This window comes from Intrasporangium sp., assembly GCF_035280925.1.
Taxonomy (GTDB): Bacteria; Actinomycetota; Actinomycetes; order Actinomycetales; family Dermatophilaceae; genus Intrasporangium.
This window is the reverse complement of record NZ_DATEEY010000010.1, coordinates 1-21155: the sequence shown is the minus strand read 5'-3', so window position 1 is coordinate 21155 and position 21155 is coordinate 1. Positions and strand designations below refer to the sequence as shown.

Below are 21155 nucleotides of genomic sequence, written 5' to 3'. Positions count from 1 at the left end.
CCAGCTACTCGGCCGAACTGCCCACGTCCGCCAGGCTGGCCCGGCGCTCGCTGACCAGATGGTGCGAGCGGGCGTAGAGCCAGCCCACGAGGGCCGCCAGGACATCGACGGCGGTGACGATGAAGCGGGACAGGATCGCCACGGCCGCCGCGGCGGGGGTCGGGATCGCCGCGGAGAGGATGAGCGTCAGCAGTCCCTCTCGAGCACCGAGGCCTGCGGGCAGGATGATGAGCAGCATGCCCAGCGATACCGACAGGGCGTAACCGGTCATGGCCGCCAGGGCCAGGTCGGGGTGCGGCTCGTCCCCCGCCACGGCCTGGGCGAGCAACAGCGTGTGGACCCCGAAGCAGAGCCACACGAGGACGAAGATGGCGACCGCCTTGAGCACGGCTGGTGCCGACAGTTCGTGCTCGAGGGGCTGGCGTCGCAGCAGTCTCAGCATGGTGGCGATGGCCCGGTTGAGCAGCCGCGGCACGAGCAGCACGACGGCAATGGGCAGGGCGAGGAGCAGCCACCAGGCGGTGCCCTCGGACGACCGCCGCAGCAGGAACGGCGCCGCCGGCAACCCGACGAGCACCCCGGTCAGGAGGGCGAACCCGAGCGCCAGCAGACCCGTGACTGCGGTGCGGCGACGCGGCACCTTGAGGTGGGCCGCGATGTCCGCCTGGACGATGACCGACCAGAGCGACCCGGGCAGGTACTTGCCGAGCTGCCCGACGAAGTACACACCCGTGGCGGGGGCCAGGTGCAGGTTCGAGCCGAGGTCGCGCAGGATGGTGCGCCAGCCGAGCATCGTCAGCCAGGTGCCGATGGCTGCGGCGAGGCTCGACCACGCGAACGTGGCCCACGAGACCTGCCGCAGGTGCACCGACACGTCGGCCCAGTTCCGCACGACCGCGTACACGACGGCCGCCAGCGTCACGACGGCGACGACGACACGGATCACCATCAGCAGGCGTCCCCGGCTCACTCAACGCCTCCTCAGGGTGAGACGGACGAGGCCGTATGCCGCTGAGTCGGCTCGCGCTCGCGCGCCGGCTTCACGCATCCGGGCGTTGACGTCGCCGTCGATGTCGCCGACGAGCACGAAGCCGAGGGCGTGGGCCCGGGCCAGTACGCCCCGCACGTCAGCCGGGCCCAACGCTCCCTGCGCTGACGGTGGCCCGATGGGGATCGTGATGATGAGCAGACCGCCCGAGCGCAGCGCCCACGAGGCCTGCTCGAGGACGTTGTCGACGTCGTCGGCGTCGCAGCCGCGTGGATGGATCCGGACGATGACATCGAGCGAGCCGGTGTCGACGTCGAGGGCGGCGACGCTCGGGTGCGAGCCGGTGAAGTCGATCTCCACCGGCGCGAAGCCGACGGCCCTGGCCCACCGGGACAGGGTTGACCGCGTGCCCGTCTCGTCGACGATGATGGCGCTGCGTCGTCCGTCGTCGCGGACCCGCAGGATGGCGGCGAGCGCGCCGAGGGCGGCCCACGTCGAGACCTTGTCCAGCGAGATCGGCAGACCGATGGCCCGGGCGAGCCGGCGCGCGTCGTCCGCCTCAGCCGGGTCGCCGAGGACGTCGGTCGGCAGCACCCAGTCGGGCAGTTCGGCATGGTGGATCTCGAGGAGCGGCCGACGGCTGCGCACCTGTGATCGCAGCCTGCGCGCCGCGCCGACCAACGGGCCCGAGCTCGGGCCCTCCGGTGTCCCCGGCGCTGGAGGCTCCGGCGATGGGTCGCCCTCGTGCTCCGAGTCGGCCGCCGCGAGCGCCTCGAGCGTCCCGAGATAGTGCGCCCAGGGCCCGGACAGGTCCGGCGTCTGCACACCCTCGGCGAGCCGGGCTCGCACCTGCGGGTCCCCCAGCCGGCGCAGCGCGCCCGCGAGGGCTCGCTCGTCCTCCGGCGGAACGAGCAGGCCGTTGACCCCGTCCTCGATCTGGGCGGAGAAGGGCGCGATGTCGGAGGCGAGCACGGGCAGGCCGTGGGCGTGTCCGAGGATGACGTTCTGCGACGCGGTGGCCGACCGGTAGGGCAGGGTCAGGACGTCGTGATCCGCCAGGAGGGCGGCGAGCTCGTCCGCAGGCACGTAGCCGTCGCGCAGTTTCACCCGCCCGGCGAGTCGGGGATCGGTGACGAGCCGCTCGATGACCTCCCGCTGCGACGGCCAGACCTCGCCCGCGATCGTCAGGGTGACGTCCGGCACCTCACGCATGGCGCGCAGGAGCACGTCGATCCCCTTGTACTCACGGATGAGTCCCAACGCGAGCAGCCTCGTCGGGCCGGTGCGGGGCCCTCTTGTGATGGGCTCCCCGCCTGGCAGGTGCGGCGGCAGGTCGGCGACCGAGACCCGGCGTGCGCCGAGCTCGTGGGCGAGCCGGCCCTGCTCCGCGCTGTGGACGAGCGTGGCGTCGACCCGGGTGAAGAGCAGGCGCATCAGCGCCGCGTCGCCCGGTCGGGACTCATGGGGCAGGACGTTGTGGCACACGACGACGGAGTGAGGCCTGTGCACGCCCCGGCGCGGCCGTCCCGGCACGGCGTCCGCGGCGCGCAGGAGGGCGAGGTGGGCGGGCACGACCTGGGGCATGACGTGGACGACGATGACCGCGTCGACGTCGCGGAGGCGCCGCCCGGTCCGCACCCAGGTGTCGGGTCGGGCCCAGCTCAACGCCCTGATGGTGCGGGGATAGGGAGGAACCTCCGGCACCCCTTCGGGGACGGCCGCGTCCGCATGGTGCAGCTTGGACGGGTAGAGGTGCGCCCACGACACGAGGGTCACGTCGTGCCCGGCCTCGGTGAGATGGTGGGCCAGCATCGTCGTGTGGGCCGCCACGCCGCCCTTGTGCGGGTGGGTCGGCCCCACGACGGCGACGCGCAGTGCGGCGGAGCCAGTCGCAGCCGGCACGACCTCGCCAGTCCTCAGGTCCGTCATCGGGACCGACTCTAGCCCCGGCATCCGGAACCCGACGCCGCACCCGTGGTCCCCTTCGTCGCGGAGCGAGCCCAGCGGCATACGGCCCGCGTGGTGGTGGGACAGGTCACGGTCGACTCGGCTTTACTCTGGTGGTGATGCAAGCGAACGACGTGTGGCTCGTGGTGCCGCTCTACAACGAGGCGAAGGTCATCGGCGACGTCGTCCGCACTGTGCGCACCCGGTTCCCCAAGATCGTGTGCGTCGACGACGGGTCCACCGACCAGTCGGCGGAGCGGGCTGACGAGGCCGGGGCCGTCGTGGTGCGCCATCCGGTCAACCTCGGGCAGGGCGCCGCCCTCCAGACCGGCTTCGCCTACGCCCTGACCGATCCCGACATGCGCTACTGCGTCACCTACGACGCGGACGGCCAGCACCAGCTCGCCGACGTCGAGGCCATGCTCGAGCGGGTCAGGCAGGGCGACGTCCGCGTCGTGTTCGGCTCACGCTTCCTTGACGACCGGACACAGGCCGCCGGCCTCAGGAAGCTGGTCCTGCGGATGGCTGTCGCATACACCAACCTCACGACGGGCACCCGGCTGACTGATGCGCACAACGGGTTGCGGGTGCTCGAGCGCGGGGTCGTCGCACGTCTCGACATCACGCAGAACCGGATGGCCCATGCCTCCGAGATCGTCGCCCAGATCGGGGCCATGCGGTTCGACGGCAAGCAGGTGGCCTATGCGGAGGCTCCGGTGCACATCCTCTACACCGACTACAGCAGGGCCAAGGGCCAGTCGTTGTGGAACGCCGTCAACATCCTGGCGGAGCTGATCTGGCGATGAGTCGACAGAGCGTCATCCAGATCCTGCTCATCGCGGCGACCCTGGCGATCGCGTGGCGGCTGCTGGCCGGGACCGGTCAGCGCACGCAGGCGGTGCGCCGCCTCGGACTGCTCGCCCTGGCGGCCCTCGCGATCTACTCGATCATCGACCCGAGCAAGACCTGGACGAGGCTGGCCAACGTCCTCGGAGTCGGGCGTGGGGCCGACCTCATCCTCTACGGGCTCGTGGTCGCGTTCCTCGGCTTCGTCGCGACGACGTTCAAACGGTTCCGGCAGATGGAGCTGCGCTACACCCGGCTCGCCCGGCGGATCGCGCTCGACGAGGCGCCGCGGGTCAGCGACCTCTTCCCCTCAGCGGCGCACTCGCCCGCTCCCGACCCGAAGGGCACCGATGCCGACTGACTCGTCCCAACGCCGATCGGGTGGGGACGCCCCGGATGACGACGTCTACGTCGTGGACACGCGGAAGCGTCGCCCCACGCCGGCGCAACCTGGCGCCGGGCGCCCGGAGACCGCGGAGGAGCACGACGCCTACACCGTCGACACCCGCGACTCCGGGAAGCGCCAGCGACCGGCCTCCGGGCCCGCGAGGCCTTCTAGCGACGAGCCGGCCGGACCGCCGCGCCAGACCGCGCCGCCGCCCACCGGACCGGGAAGGCGGCTGCGCAAGGGACGGCTCGCCCTCCTCGTCGCCGGGCTGCTGGTCGTCGCCTGGCTGGCCTTCCTCATCCTGGTGCCCGTCTGGGCGTGGGCCACCATCGCCCGGGTCGACAACGTCCCCGCGGGCGAACGCCCGGCGGACACGTCCGGGCACAACTACCTGCTCGTCGGGTCCGACAGTCGTGAGGGCCTCACCGATGAGCAGCGCCGTGATCTCAAGACCGGCAAGGCGGGGGGCAACCGCACCGACACGATCATGCTCGTCCACGTGTCCGAGAACGGAGGCAAGCCGGTCCTCATCTCGATTCCGCGCGACTCCTACGTCCCGATCCCGGGCCACGGCAGCAACAAGATCAACGCCGCGTTCGCGTTGGGCGGTCCGAAGCTGCTCACCCAGACGGTCGAGCAGGTCACCGGCCTGCACATCAACGGCTACCTCGAGATCGGGCTCGGCGGCTTCGCCGGCATGGTCGACGCGCTCGGCGGCGTCGAGCTGTGTGTCCCGCGCGACATGCAGGACGACAAGGCCGGCATCGACCTCAAGAAGGGGTGCCAGGTGCTCGACGGCAAGAACGCCCTCGGCTACGTCCGGTCCCGATACGAGGATCCGCTCGGGGACATCGGCCGCGCCAACCGGCAGCGGCAGTTCCTCGGCGCCCTGATGAAGCAGTCCGCCACTCCCTCCACGGTGCTCCTCCCCTGGCGCTACAAGACCTTCGTCGATGCCGCGGCCGGTGGTGTCGCGGTGGGCGAGGAGACATCGCTCTTCGACGCCTTCCGCATCATCATGGCGATGCGAGCCGTGAGCAACGAGGAGGGGCTGTCCCTGACCGTCCCCATCGCAGACATGGCGTTCCCGACGGACAACGCCGGTGTGGCCGTCAAGTGGGACACCGAGCGCGCGCTCGACCTCTTCCGTGCCCTCCGGGACGACGAGCCGCTGACCGAGCCGCCGCCGGGGACGACGCCGGGCCAGGACGAGAAGTGAGGCACCCATGACCGGCGCCCTCTTTCCGGCGGACGTGCTCGCCCGTCTCGTCGCGAGCGACTCCGGCCGGCCGCGGCTCACGTGGTACGACGACGTGTCCGGTCCGACGAGCGGGGAGCGGATCGAGCTCAGTGCAAGGGTTCTGTCCAACTGGGTCGCCAAGGCGGGCAACCTGCTGCAGGACGACTGCGCGGCGGGACCGGGCACGACGGTCGGCCTCGACGTGCCGGCGCACTGGCGTGGGGTCTACTGGGCTCTGGCCACGTGGTCCGTCGGTGCGACGGTCGTCCTCGGAGGCGCGGCGGCCGACTCGGACGTCCTGGTCACGACCGACCCGCCGACCGCGGCTGCGCACGGCGGCGACGCCCTGCTGGTCTCCCTGCCCGCGCTGGCGCGAGCGCATCCCGAGGCCGCGGACGCGGGAGGTGCCGTCGACGAGGCGAAGGAGCTGTCCACCCATGGCGACCAGTTCACCCCGATGTCCGACCCCGAGCGCGGAGATCTCGCACTGAGCGTCGACGGCCTCGACACGACCTACGCCGACCTCGTCGTGCTCCGAGCCGAGTGGGGCGCCACACCTCGGGTAGCCGTCGACGACCACCTGCAGGCGCTGCTCGCCACGTGCCTGAGCGCCTGGGCCGCCGACGGATCGGTCGTCGCGATGCGCGGCTCCAGCGCCGTGGACCCGGACGCCCTCGGCCGAAGGCTGCACAGCGAAGGCGTCACGCTCCCCCTCCTCGCCCGCTGAGGGTTCACCGACCGCCCCGACCGCGTCGGGGTAGCCCCGGCTGACTTGACGCGGTCGGATCTGCGCGGACAACACGCCAACTTCCCCACGGCTGACTTGACGGGGACCGGTGCTACGCGGAGAGGCGGTCGAAGAGCGACCACGTGCGGGATGCCACGACGCCCGTGCTCGCCAGGCCCGCCCTCGCCTGAGCCTCCTTCACGGCGGCGCGCGTCCGCTCGTCGAAAACGCCGGTGGCCCGGACGCCGAGCAGCCGCTGTACCGCCACGACCTGAGGTCCGTTGTCGCCGAGGCGCAGCACCGTCATGCGCTGGCCCACGAACGGGAACTCGCGCGCCTCGAGCACGTCCCAGAGATCCGGCGTGACCACGCCGGTCTCCGGGAGCGCGAGGGAGCGCTGCTGCCCGATCACCCTGTCCCGGGTCACCGAGCCGAAGACGCCGTCGACCGCCACGCCGCCGAGCGCCCGCTGCAGGGTCCGCACGGCGGCGCCCCGCGACCCCATGGCGAGCACAACGTCCTTGTACGGGGTGTAGCTCGTCGCGGTCGAGATCGTCGCCACGGCGGGACTCGTCGGGTCGGCGCCAGCCGCCTCGGTGGCGAAAGCAGTCATGACCTCTGCCTCCTTCTGAACGGTGGCGCTGGCCGGCAGGACGGTCGACCAGCCCCGGGTGTAGAGCAGCTGCTGCGTCCTGTCGTCCGCAACCCCTGTCGCGGCCAGGCCCACGAACTTCTGGTACTCGATGACGCGTGCCTTGGTCATCGAGCCGAAGTAGCCCGTCGTCGGCAGCTTGCCCAGCCTGGCCTGCACGTTCTTCACCGCAGTCGACGTCATCCCGTAGGAGAGCGTCGGATAGGTCGTCCTCCCAGCTGTCCAGCCGCGCACCCAGAGCCGGTACTGGGTCACGGGGTCTGCCGTGCCCGTCTGCGGCAGGCCGGCGAACCGCTGGTAGGCCGTCACCCGTGCCTTTGTCATCGAGCCGTAGTAGCCCGTCGTGGGAAGCGACCCCAGCTTTGCCTGGAGTGTCTGCACGGCGCGAGACGTCATGCCGTGGGAGAGGGTCGGGAAGGCAGCGGCAACGGTGCGCCACCCACGCCGGGCAAGGATCTCCTGCGTCTTGAGGTCGGCCACCCCCGTCTGCGGGAGCCCAGCGAACCGCTGGTACTCGACGACGCGTGCCTTGGTCATCGAGCCGTAGTAGCCGGTCGTCGGGAGGTTGCCGAGCCTGACCTGGAGCTGGCGGACCGCCTCGGACCGCATGCCGTAGGACAGGACCATCTGCGGCGACGGCACGGTGACAGTCGTCGTGCCCGCCCGGGGCAGGGACGTCAGCACGGTCGTCGCTGCCACCCCGGTCCACCACGACGTCCGAGCCGCGGCCCCGTTGTAGTTGAAGCTGAAGTGGATGTGGTCGGTGTGCGGGTTGGTGCCGTAGTAGGGAGCCCACCCTCGCTCGGGCGCATACGAGCGCCACATCTTGCGGTCGTAGATGATGTACATGACTCCGAACCGACGAGCCATCGCGCCGGGGACTCCGCTCGCGTCGGACCGGGTCAGCCAGGACAGCACGCTGCGGGCGACCGCGGACTCCGCGGGATCCCCCACGTCGAGCATCCAGTCCCACGCCCGCCCGTCGTAGTGCTCCGACGTGCCGCTCGTGCAGGTGCGCCCGATGAGACTCGTCGAGCCCATCCGGTAGTGGCTCGTCATGAGCTTGGCGAAGGCGAGGACGCCCGGTCGCGCCACCGGATCACACACCGTCTGACCTTGGTAGGGCACGAACACGTCGAGCGCCTTCGGCAGCGTCTTCGTGGGCGGCGCCGGGGGCGTGTACGCATGGACCGCCGTGGCCGCGGACGGGACGATGAGCGCAGGCGAGGCGAGCGCCAGGCCCAGGGAACGCCAGACAACAGCCATGGTGACTCGCTTCCTGCGTGCGGGAGAGAGTGCTCCCACAAGTGTTCAACTGCACCATTTATGCACTCAAGTCACACAGATAACAAGTTCGAGGCGCTAACTACACCAACGTAATTCGTCGAGAGTGTCACGTCGTGCGCGTATGCCGCTGAGCCCGCTCCCAAGGTCGGGTGACCATGGAGCCGGGCCCGGCGGCATACGGCATGGTCCGGCATCCTCAGTGTGGCGGCCGTCACGTGGCGACCCACCACCGCAAAGGTGGCTGAAGTGGTGGCACCCCACCCCCTGGGGTGCGTGGTCGCCCTATAGAGTCCGATTCATGGACAAAGTCGTCTCCACTCCACAGGAGGCCATCGCGGGGATCAGCGACGGGATGTCGCTGGCGGTCGGTGGCTTCGGTCTGTGCGGCATCCCCAGCGTGCTCATCGCGGCGATCCACGACGCCGGCATCAGCGACCTCGAGGCGATCTCGAACAACTGCGGCGTCGATGACTGGGGCCTGGGGATCCTGCTCAAGGACAAGCGGATCCGGCGGATGGTCGCCTCGTACGTCGGTGAGAACAAGGAGTTCGAGCGGCAGTACCTGCATGGCGAGCTCGAGGTGGAGCTGACCCCGCAGGGCACGCTGGCCGAGCGGCTGCGCGCCGGTGGCGTCGGCATCCCGGCATTCTTCACGATCACCGGCTCCGGGACGCAGGTCGCCGAGGGCGGCCTGCCGTGGCGGTACGACTCCGACGGCAACGTCGCGGTCGCCTCCCCGGCCAAGCAGACCCAGGACTTCGAGGTCGACGGCGAGAGCAGGACGTTCGTGCTCGAGCGGGCCATCCGCGCCGACTTCGGGCTGGTCCGCGCGGCGAAGGGCGACCGGCATGGCAACCTCGTGTTCAACCAGTCGGCGCGCAACTTCAACCCGCTCTGCGCAATGTCGGGCAGGGTCACCGTGGCCGAGGTGGAGCAGCTGGTGGAGCCGGGTGAGCTGCATCCCGACGAGGTGCACCTGCCGGGCATCTTCGTGCACCGGGTGCTGCCGCTGACCCCGGAGCAGACAGCCGAGAAGCGGATCGAGCGGCGTACCGTCCGACCGCGTCCCGCCGGAGCGGGCACCGCCACCACCAGCGAGAGCCAGGAGGCCTGAGATGGCACTGACCCGTGAGGAGATGGCCGCCCGCGCAGCCGGGGAGCTGTCCGACGGCGCCTACGTCAACCTGGGCATCGGTCTGCCGACGCTCGTGCCCAACTACGTGCCCGACGACGTCGAGATCGTGCTCCAGTCCGAGAACGGCATCCTCGGGGTGGGGGCCTACCCGCTCGAGGGTGAGGAGGACCCGGACCTGATCAACGCCGGCAAGGAGACCGTGACGCTGCGCAAGGGCGCCTCGTTCTTCGACTCGGCGACCTCGTTCGGGATGATCCGCGGCGGCAAGGTCGACGCGGCCATCCTCGGTGCGATGCAGGTCTCCGAGGCGGGTGACATCGCCAACTGGATGATCCCCGGCAAGATGGTCAAGGGCATGGGCGGTGCGATGGACCTGGTCCACGGCGCGAAGAAGGTCATCGTGCTGATGGAGCACAACGCCCGCGACGGCTCGTACAAGATCGTCAAGGAGTGCTCGCTGCCCTACACCGGCCGCGGCGTCGTCCAGCGGATCATCACCGACCTCGCCGTGTTCGACGTCACCGACGACGGGCTGGTCCTGCGCGAGCTCGCGCCCGGTGTCACCGAGGACGAGGTCCGCGAGAAGACCGAGCCCAGCTTCACGGTCGACCTGGACTGAAGCTGTGGCTGCGCGAGCCCCTCGGCGGTGACCCCGAGGGGCTCGTTGCCTGATCGTGCGCGACCCGCCTGTAATATGACCGGGCACCGTGGTGGCGACGACCGCCCGAACCATTCCCAGGAGACCAAGTCCATTGCCGACGCGATACGCCGCGCCCTTGCCCGTCCCACACAAGGACCTGGTCGCGGTCCGGTTGGCCCGAGTGGGTGCGCGAGCGGTCATGCACCTGCCCCGGACGCCACGGCAGGCCAGCACGCGCTTCGGTCGCTATTTCCACCAGCGGTTCATCGCCACGAGCTCGGGCCGGCAGCAGCTGAACGACGGTTGGGGCAGGATCGCCAGACTCGCGTCCAAGGTGCCCGGAACGGCATCCATCGTGGCCGGGACGAGCAACAACCTGGCTTCCCGGCTCAGGGCCCAAGGACACAGCCAGTCCGCTCGAGCGCTGCTCGCCACGGTCGAGCCGACGCTGCCCGAGTCCGACACCACGGTGTCGATGCGAGCCGTCGCCCGGGTGCTCGACCTCAACCTCGGGACGGACGCCGGTGACACCGCCGAGCTCACGGCCACGTCGCTCGCGCTCGCGGACGCTGCCTTCGCCCGAGGTGACCTCGACGAGGCCGCGGCGCTGCTCCAGACCGCCTTCGACCTGGCACTGCACCGGGTCCACCACTTCGAGGACAAGCCGAGCCCCTACGCACTCGATCCCGACGCCTTCCTCCAACCGTTCCGGCGGTCGAGGACGTTTCAGGCTGTGGTCACACCGACGAAGGGCGTTCGACCGGCCCGCGGGCGGGCGGATGCCGAGGGTCGGCCCCACCGCATCCTGTTCGCCACGGCGACCAACTTCAACTTCACCCGGGAGACCATCCGGGAGTATGCCGAACGCCCGGGTGTGGAGGTGCGCGAGGTCGACATCCGGAGGCTTCCGAAGGGCCCATGGCGGCCGGATCCGGCCGAGCTGACCTGGAATCGGCTTCGCCATTCGGCTGGTCTCCCCATGGAGGTGCCGCCCCAGGTCCGCGAGGACGTCGACTGGGCCGACACGATCTTCGTCGAGTGGGGCCACCGCGCGATGACCTGGATCTCGATGCTGCCGAACGTGCGTGCTCGCGTCGTGGCGAGACTGCACAGCTACGAGGCCCTCACCCAGTTCCCGCTCATCACCGACTGGTCCGGGATCGACGACCTCGTCTTCGTCTCGGGCCACATCCGCGCCCTGGTGGAGCATGCGATCCCTGAGGTCCGGTCCGGCCCTCGTATCCACACCATCGGCAACCGCAACGTCCTGGACAGCTACGACCTGCCCAAGCGGGTGGCCGCATCCAGGACGCTGGGACTGATCGGCTGGGGCCAGGTGGTCAAGGACGCTCAGTGGGCGCTCGACGTCCTCGAGGAGCTGCGTCGCGATGACCCGGCCTGGCGGCTGCGACTGGTCGGCCACGGCTTCGCCGACGACTCGAAGCTGACCGAGGCGGCCGCGCGGTACAAGGCACGGCTCGAGGAACGCATCGAGGCGCTCGGGGACGCCGTCATTCGTCCGGGCTTCACCAACGATGTGCCCCACGCCATGCGGCGCATCGGCGTCATCCTGTCGACGAGTCAACGCGAGGGCACCCACGAGAGCCTCATCCAGGGCGCAGCCAGCGGTGCCCTGCCGGTGGTCCGCAACTGGCCCGTCGTCGCCCGGTGGGGCGGCGCGCACACGATGTTCCCCGACTCGTGGATCGTCGAGACGCCTCAGGAGGCTGCCGACCGCATCCGTGCCGCGGCCCCTGATCTGGCGACCGAGGGCGCCAAGGCGCGCGAATGGGCGCGCAAGACGTACGACTGGAGCGTCATCGGGCCACAGCTCGAAACGCTCCTCCTGGACCAGACGGAGGGACCGACCGCGTGAGCACCCGGCCACACCTGCTCTACCTTGCGTGGGGATTCCCTCCGGCCGCGAAGTCGTGCGTCTACCGCAAGCTCGCCACCGCCAACTCTTTTGCCCGCGCCGGGTGGGACGTCACCGTCGTGACCCTCACCGAGGACGCCTGGATCCGTGAGCAGGGCGTCGACCGATCGCTGCTCGCCCTCGTCGACCCACGGATCCGCGTGGTACGCCTGCCCCTCTCGCGGGAGGACATCGAGACCGACATCCGCCGCTTCAGCGAGGACCGGGCGCTGCGGCCACGGACCTGGCTGAAACGGCACTACCAGCAGAACGTCAGCCACTTCCCCGAGGCCACCTTCGGCGGTTGGCGGGACGAGCTCGTGGCCTCGGTTCGCCGGGTCTACGACGAGCGCCCTGCTGACCTGCTTCTCACGTCGGGCGTGCCCTACACCTTCTTCGCACCGGCCCTCGACCTCTTCGAGCGCAACGGGCTGCCCTACGTCCTCGACTATCGCGACGCCTGGGCGATCGACATCCTGCGTGATCGCCCAGCGTTCCGGCCCGACAGCCCCGCGGGCCTGTACGAGGCCCGGCTCATCTCGCACGCGACGGAGGCCTGGTTCGTGAACGGGGCGATCCGCGACGCCTACGCCGACATCTACCCTGACCGTGCCCAGGACTTCCACGTCGTGCGCAACGGCAGTGACGTGGCCATCGGGACGGACAAGATACCGATGCGGCAGCCGGGACCCGACGAGCCGCTGACCTTTGGCTACCTGGGAACCGTCTCCTTCAGTGCCGGCTTGACCCGCGCCGTCTGTGAAGGGTGGCGGATCGCGAGAGAGGCCAACGACGTGCTGCGCAGGTCTCGTCTGGAGTTCAGGGGCCACATGGGCGTCGGTGCCAACCGTGGGGCATCTGCGCAAGCCGTCGCCATCGCCGAGTACGCGAAGCACGGAGTGTCCTACGGAGGACCGGTCGCCAAAGCCGACACGGCCGCGGTCTACGAAGCCTGGGACGCCCTGCTGCTCATCCTGCCGGGGGGCCGCTACGTGACCTCGGGCAAGGTGTACGACTACGTGTCGACGGGGCTGCCCATCATGTCGGTCCACGAATGGGATCACGCAGCCGCCGAGATCCTCTCCGACTACCCGCTGTGGGTACGCAACGACGGAGTCGAGGCCGAGGATGTCGCAGAAGCGTTCCTCCAAGCGACCAAGGTGGTGCAGGGAGCCACCGTCGAGGACCGTCTCACCGCCCGGAGGCACGCCGAGCAGTACGAGCGGTACGCACAGCTGAGACCGGCAGTCGAGCGACTCACCACCCGGTTCGCCCCCGGCTTGGACCACGTCGAACCGGTTGGAGACCGCGCGCCGAAGACCGGAGAGGACGTCCACCGTGAGACTTCGGTGCCCGGGCCGCACGCCAAGGGCGAGAGGGTCGTCCTTGCCCTCACGTCGCCACCTTCGGAAGCCGTTCGACGCTCCGTCGCGTTACTGAGGGAATCCGGCGCCCACGTCGAGCTGATCGGACCTGACTCCGTCCTGGAGGAGCTCCGTGGCCTGGCCGACGAGGTCATCACGCTGCAACGGGCAACGGCGCCGGTCAAGGTGAGTCCGTCCACGTCGGTGACCAGGTTCACGCCGCGGTGGGCTTCTGTGGTGGCCCGGAACCTCGGCCGCCGCCACATCATCGGCCCGTATGTCCGCGTGGTCGGTCGTTCGGCGGGCTGGTGGCTCTCCGCCCGTAGGTCCCCGCCCGCCATGCAGGCGTTGAAGGACGCCACCGTGCTCGCCTCGCTGGACGACAGCGCCACCTACCTCATCTGGAACGCGTCACGCCTGAACACGCGGGCTCCGGCACGCGCCGGCATCGGCGCGACCCTGGAGGAGCTCGGCCTCACTCGCATCTGACGATCGTGGCTGCGCGACTGGCTCGGGAGCCTCGCCGGCTGTCAGTCGAGGCTGCCCTTGGTGCTGGAGAGGAAGCCAACCCCCCACGACCAGTGCATGACCGCAAGCACGAGTGGCGTGCGAATCCGGACGGCGGGGCTCTCGCTCGTGCTGATCACCAACCCCCCGACGGTGACTGCGCCGAGGTAGGCAACGGGTAGGAGGAGCGCAGCCGGCCAGAACGAGCCAGCGACGAGGGCGACGGTCGTCGCAACCACCATCGTCGGGGCAGCGAGGTAGCGGGCGTTGATGGTTCCGACGTGCTGGCGCGCCACCACGCGGCGCCACCTGCCGTAGTGGAAGTACTGCCGCGCCAGGTCGCGGACGCGAGTGCGGGGTCGGTAGATGACCCGAAGCTGCGGGGTGAACCACACCGTGCCACCGGTGCTGCGGATCCGGTGGTTCATCTCCCAGTCCTGCGCCCGCGAGAAGTGGGGGTCGTAGCCGCCGACTCGCTCGAGCGCGGAGCGGCGGAACACTCCGAGGTAGACGGTCTCGGCCTCACCGGCCTGGCCTCCGACGTGGAACCGCGCGTTGCCGACACCGAGCCGGCTCTTCATGGCGCACGCCACGGCTCGTTGGAACGACGTGCTCCCCTGGGCGTCCATGATCCCGCCCACGTTGTCCGCACCAACCCGCCGGAGCTCCGTGACGGCCCGTCGCAGGTAGTCGGCCGGGATCTCGGCATGTCCGTCGACACGCGCGATGATGCCATGGCGAGAGGCTGCGATCGCGGCGTTGAGGCCGTCGGGTGTGCGTCCGGAAGGGTTGTCGACCAGGACGATGCGGGGATCCCCTTGCTGCAGCTGGCGGGCGATCGCCTCTGTGCCGTCGTGGCTCGGCCCCAGGGCCACCACCACCTCGGTCTCCCCTTGGTAGTCCTGCCCCAGCACCATGGCCAGGGCCTCAGCCAGGTGACCCTCCTCGTTCAGCACGGGAATGATGACGCTCACAGCCGGCCAGGAGTCGAGATGGCCTTCGACGTGGTCTTCCGACGAGGTCTCCTGCTGGGTCACGGGTCAAGTATGGGGGATACCCACCGCCGCCGATGAATCGGTGCATGCGGGTCGGCGACTTCGGGGTACATGATGTGTTGTGCGGATACTCAGCGTCGTGGGGGCTCGTCCCGAGTTCGTCAAGCTTGCGCCAGTGGCCAAGGCCATGCAGTCACACGGGATCGACCATGTCATCGTCCACACCGATCAGCATTATGACGACAGCATGTCGGACGTCTTCTTCCGTGACCTCGGCATCCCCGTCCCTGACGTGCACCTGGCGATCGGTTCCGACACCCATGGACGTCAGACCGGGGCAATGCTCGCCAAGCTGGACGAGGTGCTCGAGCAGCACGGACCCGACTGGGTGTTGGTGTACGGGGACACGAACTCCACGACGGCCGGCGCGCTCTCCGCGGTGAAGATGCACATCCCGCTGGCGCACCTCGAGGCGGGCCTGCGTTCCTTCAACCGAACGATGCCCGAGGAGCACAACCGCGTGATCACCGACCACCTCGCCGACCTCTGCCTCGCGCCCACTGAGGTGGCGATGGGCCACCTCGCCACCGAGGGCCTCGCCGCTCGCTCCGTGAACGTCGGCGACGTCATGACGGACGTCCTCCTCCAGGTGCGGGGCATGGTCTCGGGCACCGAGGCGGCCCTCCCCGCCGAGCTGAACGGTCGCCCCTTCCGCGTGGCGACGCTCCATCGCGCCGAGAACACCGACGACCCCGAGCGCCTCGCCAGCATCGTCAAGGCCCTGTCCGGCCTGGATCCTTCCACGCTGCTGCTCGCCCATCCCCGACTACGCGCGCGGGCCGCCGAGCACGGGGTCGACCTCACCACCGGAGGTCTCGTCACGATCGACCCACTCCCGTATCCTCAGCTCGTCCGGGCTGTCATGGCGTCCGTCGGGGTCGTGACGGACTCGGGCGGCCTCCAGAAGGAGGCGTTCCAGCTTCGCGTGCCGTGCACGACCATCCGCACCGAGACGGAGTGGACCGAGACGGTCGAGCTCGGCTGGAACCTCGTCGTTCCCGATCCGGCCGCGCTGGCCGACGCGCTGGACCGTCCGGCTCCCCCGGAGACCGATGCGACTCCCTACGGCGACGGCAACGCGGCCGGACGGGCCGTCGAGGCCATCGTGAACCGCACGGCCTGAACCTGCCCAGCGGCCCGGACAGCACCGTCCGGAGCGATCAGACCGGCTCCAGGACGGAGACCCGGCCGGTGCGCGCCGAGTCGATGATCGCCTCGGCCACCCGCACCGTGTTGAGTCCCTGCCGCATCGTGACGATGTCCGTCTCCTTGCCCAGCACGGCGTCCCGGAACTGCTCGTGCTCGGTCCGCAACGGCTCCGGTTTGGCAATCGCGTAGCGGATCACGTCGCCCTCGGAGACGCCACGGAACTGTGCCAGGTTGAACCATGCGCTGGTCCGCTCCCCGTTGGCGTGGAAGGTGAGGTCCGCGGTGAGGGTGTCCGCGGTGAACGTGCCCTTCTCCCCCGTGATGATGGTGACGCGCTCCTTCAGGGGCGACAGCCAGTTGACCAGGTGGCTGGTCACCGTGCCGTCCGACAGCCGGCCGATGGCGGCCACCAGGTCCTCGTGCTCGCGGCCCGACTTGATCGCGGTCTGTGCCGACACCGAGACGTAGTCCTGACCCGTGACCCAGGCGGTGAGGTCGATGTCGTGGGTGGCGAGGTCCTTGACGACACCGACGTCGGCGATCCGCGAGGGGAAGGGACCCTGACGGCGGGTCACGACCTGGTACACCTTGCCCAGGTCACCGGACTCGAGCCGGGACCGCGCCGACTGCAGCGCAGGGTTGTACCGCTCGATGTGGCCGACGGCGCCGATGAGGCCCTTGGAGTCGAACAGGTCGGCAAGGCGCTGGGCCGACGTGGTGTCCTGGGCCAGGGGCTTCTCGACCATCGCATGCACGCCGGCCTGGGCGAGCGCCGTGGCCACCGGCTCGTGGTAGATCGTCGGCACGGCCACCATGCAGTAGTCGAGGCCGACGGCGATGAGCTCCTCGATGGACGACAGGAGAGGTCGTCCACCCGCGGAATGGTGCGGGTCCCCTCCCGCGTCCGCAACGGCGACGAGGTCAACGCCCTCGAGGGAGCCGAGCACGCGCGCATGGTGGCGACCCATCATGCCGAGGCCGATGAGGCCCGCCCGAAGGTTCCCCACGTCAGGCCCCTGCCTTCGCGAGCGCGTTGACCGCTGCCACGACCCGTTCGAGGTCGGCATCGCTCAGCGCGGGATGCACGGGCAGCGAAAGGCACTCGCCGGCGGCCCTCTCGGTCTCCGGCAGGTCGACCGGAGCTCGGAAGGGCTCGAGGCGGTGGTTCGGCACCGGGTAGAACATGCCTGACCCGACGTTGTACTGCTCGCGCAGGGCAACGGCGAAGCCATCCCGGTCCTCCGGCACGCGCACGGTGTACTGGTGGTAGACGTGCACCGCGCCATCGGCCACCGGCGGGGTCGTCACGCCCACGAGGTTGGCGTCGAGGAACGCCGCATTGGCCTGGCGCCGCTTCGTCCAGCCGTCGACCTTCGTCAGCTGGACCCGCCCAATGGCGGCGTGGATGTCGGTCATCCGGGTGTTGAAGCCGACGACCTCGTTGTGGTACTGCCGCTCCATGCCCTGGTTGCGGTAGAGGCGCATGAGCCGCTCGATCTGCGCAGTCGCGACCGAGACCATCCCGCCCTCCCCGGACGTCATGTTCTTGGTCGGGTAGAGCGAGAACATCGCGAAGGAGCCGAAGGTGCCGACCGGTGAGCCGGCGAGTGAGGCCCCGTGGGCCTGTGCTGCGTCCTCGAACACCTGGATGCCGTGCCGGTCGGCGATGGCCATGATCTGGTCCATCTTCGCCGGATGCCCGTAGAGGTGGACCGGCATGACGCCGACGGTGCGCTCGGTGATCGCCGCCTCGATGGCGGCTGGCGAGAGGCAGAAGTCATCGGCGTCGATGTCGGCGAAGACGGGCGTGGCCCCGGTGAGCGCGACGGAGTTCGCGGTGGCGGCGAACGTGAAGGAGGGGACGATGACCTCGTCCCCGGCCTTGACCCCGCTCGAGAGCAGGCCGAGGTGCTGTCCGGAGGTGCCCGAGTTCACCGCGACACAGGCCCGGCCCAGGCGGAAGTGCGCCGCGAACTCCTCCTCGAACGCCTTGACCTCCGGCCCTTGGGCCAGCATGCCGGAACGGAGGACGCGGTCGACCGCCTCCCGCTCCTCGTCTCCCACGATCGGCTTGGCCGGGGGGATGAAGTCGTTCATTCGCTGACCTCCGTCAGGGTTTCGTTGTCCTCGTGGTAGATGGCACCGGTCTGGGGGCACACCCACTCACCGTCGGCGCGCTGCTCGAGGGGGACGCCTGCGCGGCCAACCCAGCGAAGCCGCCTCGCCGGCACTCCGGCCACGAGGGCGAAGTCGGGCACATCCTTGGTGACGACCGATCCCGCCGCCACGAGGGCCCAGCGACCGATCGTCACGGGGGCCACGCAGACGGACCGCGCACCGATCGACGCCCCCTCCCGACACGTCACCCCGACCGCTTCCCAGTCGTCGCCCCGCTTGAGGGAGCCGTCCGGGGAGACCGCACGGGGAAAGTGGTCGTTGGTGAAGACGACGGCCGGTCCGACGAAGACCCCCGCCTCGAGGACAGCCGGCTCGTACACCAGGGCGTAGTTCTGCAGCTTGCAGTTGTCGCCCATCCGCACTCCCGTGCCCACGTAGGCACCGCGCCCGATGATGCAGTTGCGGCCCAGCACGGCTCCCTCGCGCACCTGCGCCAGGTGCCAGATCGATGAGCCCGTCCCGATGGTCGCGTCGTCCGCGACGTCCGCCGAGTCGACGATCCGGACGTCCATCAGCTGGGAGCCTGGCGCGAAGCGGGGACAGCGGCGTGCTCGACGGAGGCCTCGGCACGCCCGACGACGAGGAACCGGGTGCCGTCGAAACGGCGCTCGTCGAGGACGTGGCGTCCGTCGACGACGACCTGCACCCCCGGGAACGACTCGACTCCCAGGTCGCGGTACTCGGCATGGTCTGCCTGCACGATGACCACGTCCACGGGGTCGCCGATCGCATGGGCCGCCCAGCCGAAGCGGGCGAGCTCGTCCGCTGAGTACATCGGGTCGTGGACGACGACGTCGGCCCCCTGGGCCCGTAGGGCGTCGACCGTGCCGAACACGCCGGAGAAAGCCGTCTCCTTGACCCCGCCCCGGTAGGAGGCCCCGAGCACCGCGACCTTGCGCCCGGCAAGCGAGCCGCCCAGCGCCCCGGCCGCGAGGCCCACGGTGTAGTCGGGCATGCCCGCGTTGGCCTCGCGGGCAGCACGGACGACGGTGGCCTCGGGATCGTTCCAGAGGTAGAGCCGTGGGTAGACCGGGATGCAGTGGCCGCCGACGGCGATCCCCGGTCGGTGGATGTGGCTGTAGGGCTGCGAGTTGCTCGCCTCGATGACCTGGTAGACGTCGATCCCGTGCGCCGCGGCAAAGCGGCCGAACTGGTTCGCGAGGCCGATGTTGACGTCCCGGTACGTCGTCTCGGCGAGCTTGGCCATCTCCGCCGCCTCCGCCGAGCCGAGGTCCCAGACCCCGTTCCCGCGCTCGAGGTCGGGTCGCTCGTCGAACTGGAGCACCTGCTCGTAGAACTGGACCGCGCGCTCCGCGCCCTGGCGCGAGAGGGCTCCGACCAGCTTCGGGTACCGGCGCAGGTCCTGAAAGACCCGACCCGTCAGCACCCGCTCGGGCGAGAAGACGAGATCGAAGTCGCGGCCCTCGGCGAGGCCCGATCCGGCCTCCAGCCGGGGCCTCCAGCGAGTCCGCGTCGTGCCGACGGGCAGCGTCGTCTCGTAGACCACGAGGGTGTGGTTCTCCGCCCGCAGGCCCCGCGCGATGTCCTCCGTCGCCGAGTCCATCCAGCCGAAGTCCGGCCGCGCCTCGTCATCGACGAACAGGGGCACCACGACGACCACCGCGTCGCTGCGGGAGACGGCCTCGGCCGTGTCGGTGGTCGCGGTCAGCTGGCCCGCGGCCACCACCGCGCCGAGGTACTGGTCAAGATGGGCCTCGCCCGGGAAGGGCTCCTTCCCGGCGTTGACCGTCTCGACCACACCGGGGTTGACGTCCGCCCCGAGGACCGCGTGGCCCGATCTGGCGAACTGGACGGCAAGTGGCAGACCGATCTTTCCCAGACCGACGACGGTGATCCTCACGGTGTTCCTTCGACTCGAGGCATGGCAACCGGGCCCACCGAGCGGCGACCCGCCGGACATCGTAGCGAGCCCCGGGAGCGGCTCCGACCCGCGAAGGTCAGCCCGTGAGCAGCTGTCGCGCCATGACGAGGCGCTGGATCTGGTTGGTGCCCTCGTAGATCTGGGTGATCTTGGCGTCCCGCATCATCCGCTCGACCGGGAAGTCCTTCGTGTAGCCGTACCCCCCGAACAGCTGGACCGCGTCGGTGGTGACCTCCATCGCGGTGTCCGAGGCGAGCACCTTGGCCGCCGCCGAGTGGAAGGTGAGGTCCGGCTCGCCGCGCTCGGCCTTGCCGGCCGCCGCGTACACGAGCTGGCGGGCCGCCTCGGTCTTCATCGCCATGTCAGCGAGCATGAACTGGACGCCCTGGAAGTCGCTGATCCGCTGGCCGAACTGGCGCCGCTCGCTCGTGTAGGCGAGCGCCGCGTCAAGCGCGCCCTGCGCGATGCCGACGGCCTGCGCGCCGATGGTCAGCCGGGTGTGGTCCAGCGTGCGCAGCGCGGTCTTGAAGCCGCTGCCCGGCTCGCCGATGATCCGCCCCGCCGGGATCGTGCAGTCCGAGAAGTGGATCTCGCGGGTCGGCGAGCCCTTGATGCCGAGCTTGCGCTCCTTGGTGCCGACGGAGAAGCCGGGGTCGTCCTGGTGCACCACGAAGGCGGAGATGCCCTTCGGCCCGGCGGCCGGGTCGGTGCTCGCCATCACCGTGTAGTACGACGAGACACCGGCGTTGGTGATCCAGCACTTGGTGCCGTTGAGCACCCAGGAGTCGCCGTCGCGGACCGCGCGGGTCCGCATGGCGGCGGCGTCCGAGCCGGCCTCCCGCTCGCTCAGCGCGTACGAGAAAATCGCGTCGCCGGCGGCGACGGGCGGGAGCACCTGGCGCTTGAGCTCCTCGGAGCCGGCCAACAGGACCGGCATGGTGCCCAGCTTGTTCACCGCCGGGATCAGCGACGAGGACGCGCAGACGCGGGCCACCTCCTCGATCACCAGCGCGGTGGCCAGCGAGTCGGCGCCGGACCCGCCGTACTCCTCCGGGATGTGCACGGCGTGCAGGTCGGCCTTGCGCAGCGCGTCGTAGACATCCCAGGGGAACTCCCCGGTCGCGTCCACCTCGGCGGCCCGCGGGGCGATCTTGTCCTCGGCGAGCTGGCGGACCGTGTCCCGGAGCAGCACGTGCTCCTCGGGCAGGCGGTAGGTGTCCACGGTGACTCCTCTCTCCCCCTCACCCTACGGGTC

Annotated in this window: 18 protein-coding genes; 9 read left to right on the top strand and 9 right to left on the bottom strand. The window is 70.2% G+C overall.

Annotated features, from left to right (window positions below):
- Nucleotides 1–4 precede the first annotated feature (4 nt).
- Together VJN29_RS00705 and VJN29_RS00700 are read right to left on the bottom strand one after the other, a co-directional pair.
- Nucleotides 5–970 (bottom strand): lysylphosphatidylglycerol synthase domain-containing protein, encoded by a 966-nt coding sequence (locus VJN29_RS00705; RefSeq protein ID WP_324141440.1) that lies wholly within the window; start codon nt 968–970, stop codon nt 5–7.
- Nucleotides 971–2917 (bottom strand): glycosyltransferase family 4 protein, encoded by a 1947-nt coding sequence (locus tag VJN29_RS00700; protein WP_324141439.1) that lies wholly within the window; start codon nt 2915–2917, stop codon nt 971–973.
- A gap of 137 nt (nt 2918–3054) precedes the next feature.
- On the opposite strand from VJN29_RS00700, the gene VJN29_RS00695 reads away from it, so the two are divergent.
- Genes VJN29_RS00695 through VJN29_RS00680 form a run of 4 tightly spaced genes read left to right on the top strand, consistent with a single transcriptional unit; the run spans nt 3055 to nt 6136 of the window.
- Nucleotides 3055–3741 carry a glycosyltransferase family 2 protein gene (locus VJN29_RS00695; RefSeq protein WP_324141438.1) on the top strand — a complete coding sequence of 229 codons (687 nt, stop codon included), beginning with the start codon at nt 3055–3057 and terminating at the stop codon, nt 3739–3741.
- A complete protein-coding gene (locus VJN29_RS00690) occupies nt 3738–4142 on the top strand; it encodes a DUF2304 domain-containing protein (RefSeq protein WP_324141437.1) in 405 nt (134 codons plus the stop codon). The genes VJN29_RS00695 and VJN29_RS00690 overlap by 4 nt, the downstream gene beginning before the upstream one ends.
- On the top strand, nt 4132–5388 hold the full coding sequence (locus tag VJN29_RS00685) for an LCP family protein (RefSeq protein ID WP_324141436.1): 1257 nt from the start codon (nt 4132–4134) through the stop codon (nt 5386–5388). The genes VJN29_RS00690 and VJN29_RS00685 overlap by 11 nt, the downstream gene beginning before the upstream one ends.
- 7 nt (nt 5389–5395) lie before the next feature.
- The gene (locus VJN29_RS00680; RefSeq protein ID WP_324141435.1) at nt 5396–6136 is read left to right on the top strand and encodes a TIGR03089 family protein; all 741 of its coding nucleotides are present in this window, start codon (nt 5396–5398) and stop codon (nt 6134–6136) included.
- A gap of 112 nt (nt 6137–6248) precedes the next feature.
- On the opposite strand, the gene VJN29_RS00675 is transcribed toward VJN29_RS00680, so the two are convergent.
- Nucleotides 6249–8054: a peptidoglycan-binding protein gene (locus VJN29_RS00675; protein ID WP_324141434.1), complete on the bottom strand. Its 1806-nt coding sequence runs from the start codon at nt 8052–8054 to the stop codon at nt 6249–6251.
- A gap of 319 nt (nt 8055–8373) precedes the next feature.
- Here VJN29_RS00675 and VJN29_RS00670 point away from each other — a divergent pair, with 319 nt between their 5' ends.
- The 4 genes from VJN29_RS00670 (at nt 8374) to VJN29_RS00655 (ending at nt 13618) form a co-directional block, all read left to right on the top strand.
- Entirely contained in the window at nt 8374–9189 is an 816-nt protein-coding gene (locus tag VJN29_RS00670) for a CoA transferase subunit A (protein WP_324141433.1), read from the top strand.
- Between the two features lies 1 nt (nt 9190).
- Nucleotides 9191–9829 carry a CoA transferase subunit B gene (locus VJN29_RS00665; RefSeq protein ID WP_324141432.1) on the top strand — a complete coding sequence of 213 codons (639 nt, stop codon included), beginning with the start codon at nt 9191–9193 and terminating at the stop codon, nt 9827–9829.
- A gap of 157 nt (nt 9830–9986) precedes the next feature.
- The gene (locus VJN29_RS00660; protein WP_324141431.1) at nt 9987–11726 is read left to right on the top strand and encodes a glycosyltransferase; all 1740 of its coding nucleotides are present in this window, start codon (nt 9987–9989) and stop codon (nt 11724–11726) included.
- Entirely contained in the window at nt 11723–13618 is a 1896-nt protein-coding gene (locus VJN29_RS00655) for a hypothetical protein (protein ID WP_324141430.1), read from the top strand. The genes VJN29_RS00660 and VJN29_RS00655 overlap by 4 nt, the downstream gene beginning before the upstream one ends.
- Nucleotides 13619–13659: 41 nt before the next feature.
- Here the strand turns inward: VJN29_RS00655 and VJN29_RS00650 are convergent, their stop codons facing one another.
- On the bottom strand, nt 13660–14673 hold the full coding sequence (locus VJN29_RS00650; RefSeq protein WP_324141429.1) for a glycosyltransferase family 2 protein: 1014 nt from the start codon (nt 14671–14673) through the stop codon (nt 13660–13662).
- A 79-nt stretch (nt 14674–14752) separates the two neighbouring features.
- Here VJN29_RS00650 and wecB point away from each other — a divergent pair, with 79 nt between their 5' ends.
- Nucleotides 14753–15814, top strand: coding sequence for a non-hydrolyzing UDP-N-acetylglucosamine 2-epimerase (gene wecB, locus VJN29_RS00645; protein ID WP_324141428.1), 1062 nt, complete (start codon nt 14753–14755; stop codon nt 15812–15814).
- A 37-nt stretch (nt 15815–15851) separates the two neighbouring features.
- Here the strand turns inward: wecB and VJN29_RS00640 are convergent, their stop codons facing one another.
- From VJN29_RS00640 to VJN29_RS00620, 5 genes are all read right to left on the bottom strand, one after another.
- Nucleotides 15852–16847: a Gfo/Idh/MocA family oxidoreductase gene (locus tag VJN29_RS00640; protein ID WP_324141427.1), complete on the bottom strand. Its 996-nt coding sequence runs from the start codon at nt 16845–16847 to the stop codon at nt 15852–15854.
- Between the two features lies 1 nt (nt 16848).
- Nucleotides 16849–17937, bottom strand: a complete 1089-nt coding sequence (locus tag VJN29_RS00635) for a DegT/DnrJ/EryC1/StrS family aminotransferase (protein WP_324141426.1) — start codon at nt 17935–17937, stop codon at nt 16849–16851.
- Nucleotides 17934–18530: an acyltransferase gene (locus tag VJN29_RS00630; RefSeq protein ID WP_324141425.1), complete on the bottom strand. Its 597-nt coding sequence runs from the start codon at nt 18528–18530 to the stop codon at nt 17934–17936. Before VJN29_RS00630 ends, VJN29_RS00635 begins: the two co-directional genes overlap by 4 nt.
- Nucleotides 18530–19879 carry a nucleotide sugar dehydrogenase gene (locus tag VJN29_RS00625; RefSeq protein ID WP_324141424.1) on the bottom strand — a complete coding sequence of 450 codons (1350 nt, stop codon included), beginning with the start codon at nt 19877–19879 and terminating at the stop codon, nt 18530–18532. Before VJN29_RS00625 ends, VJN29_RS00630 begins: the two co-directional genes overlap by 1 nt.
- A gap of 97 nt (nt 19880–19976) precedes the next feature.
- The gene (locus tag VJN29_RS00620; RefSeq protein WP_324141423.1) at nt 19977–21122 is read right to left on the bottom strand and encodes an acyl-CoA dehydrogenase; all 1146 of its coding nucleotides are present in this window, start codon (nt 21120–21122) and stop codon (nt 19977–19979) included.
- Nucleotides 21123–21155: the final 33 nt, after the last annotated feature.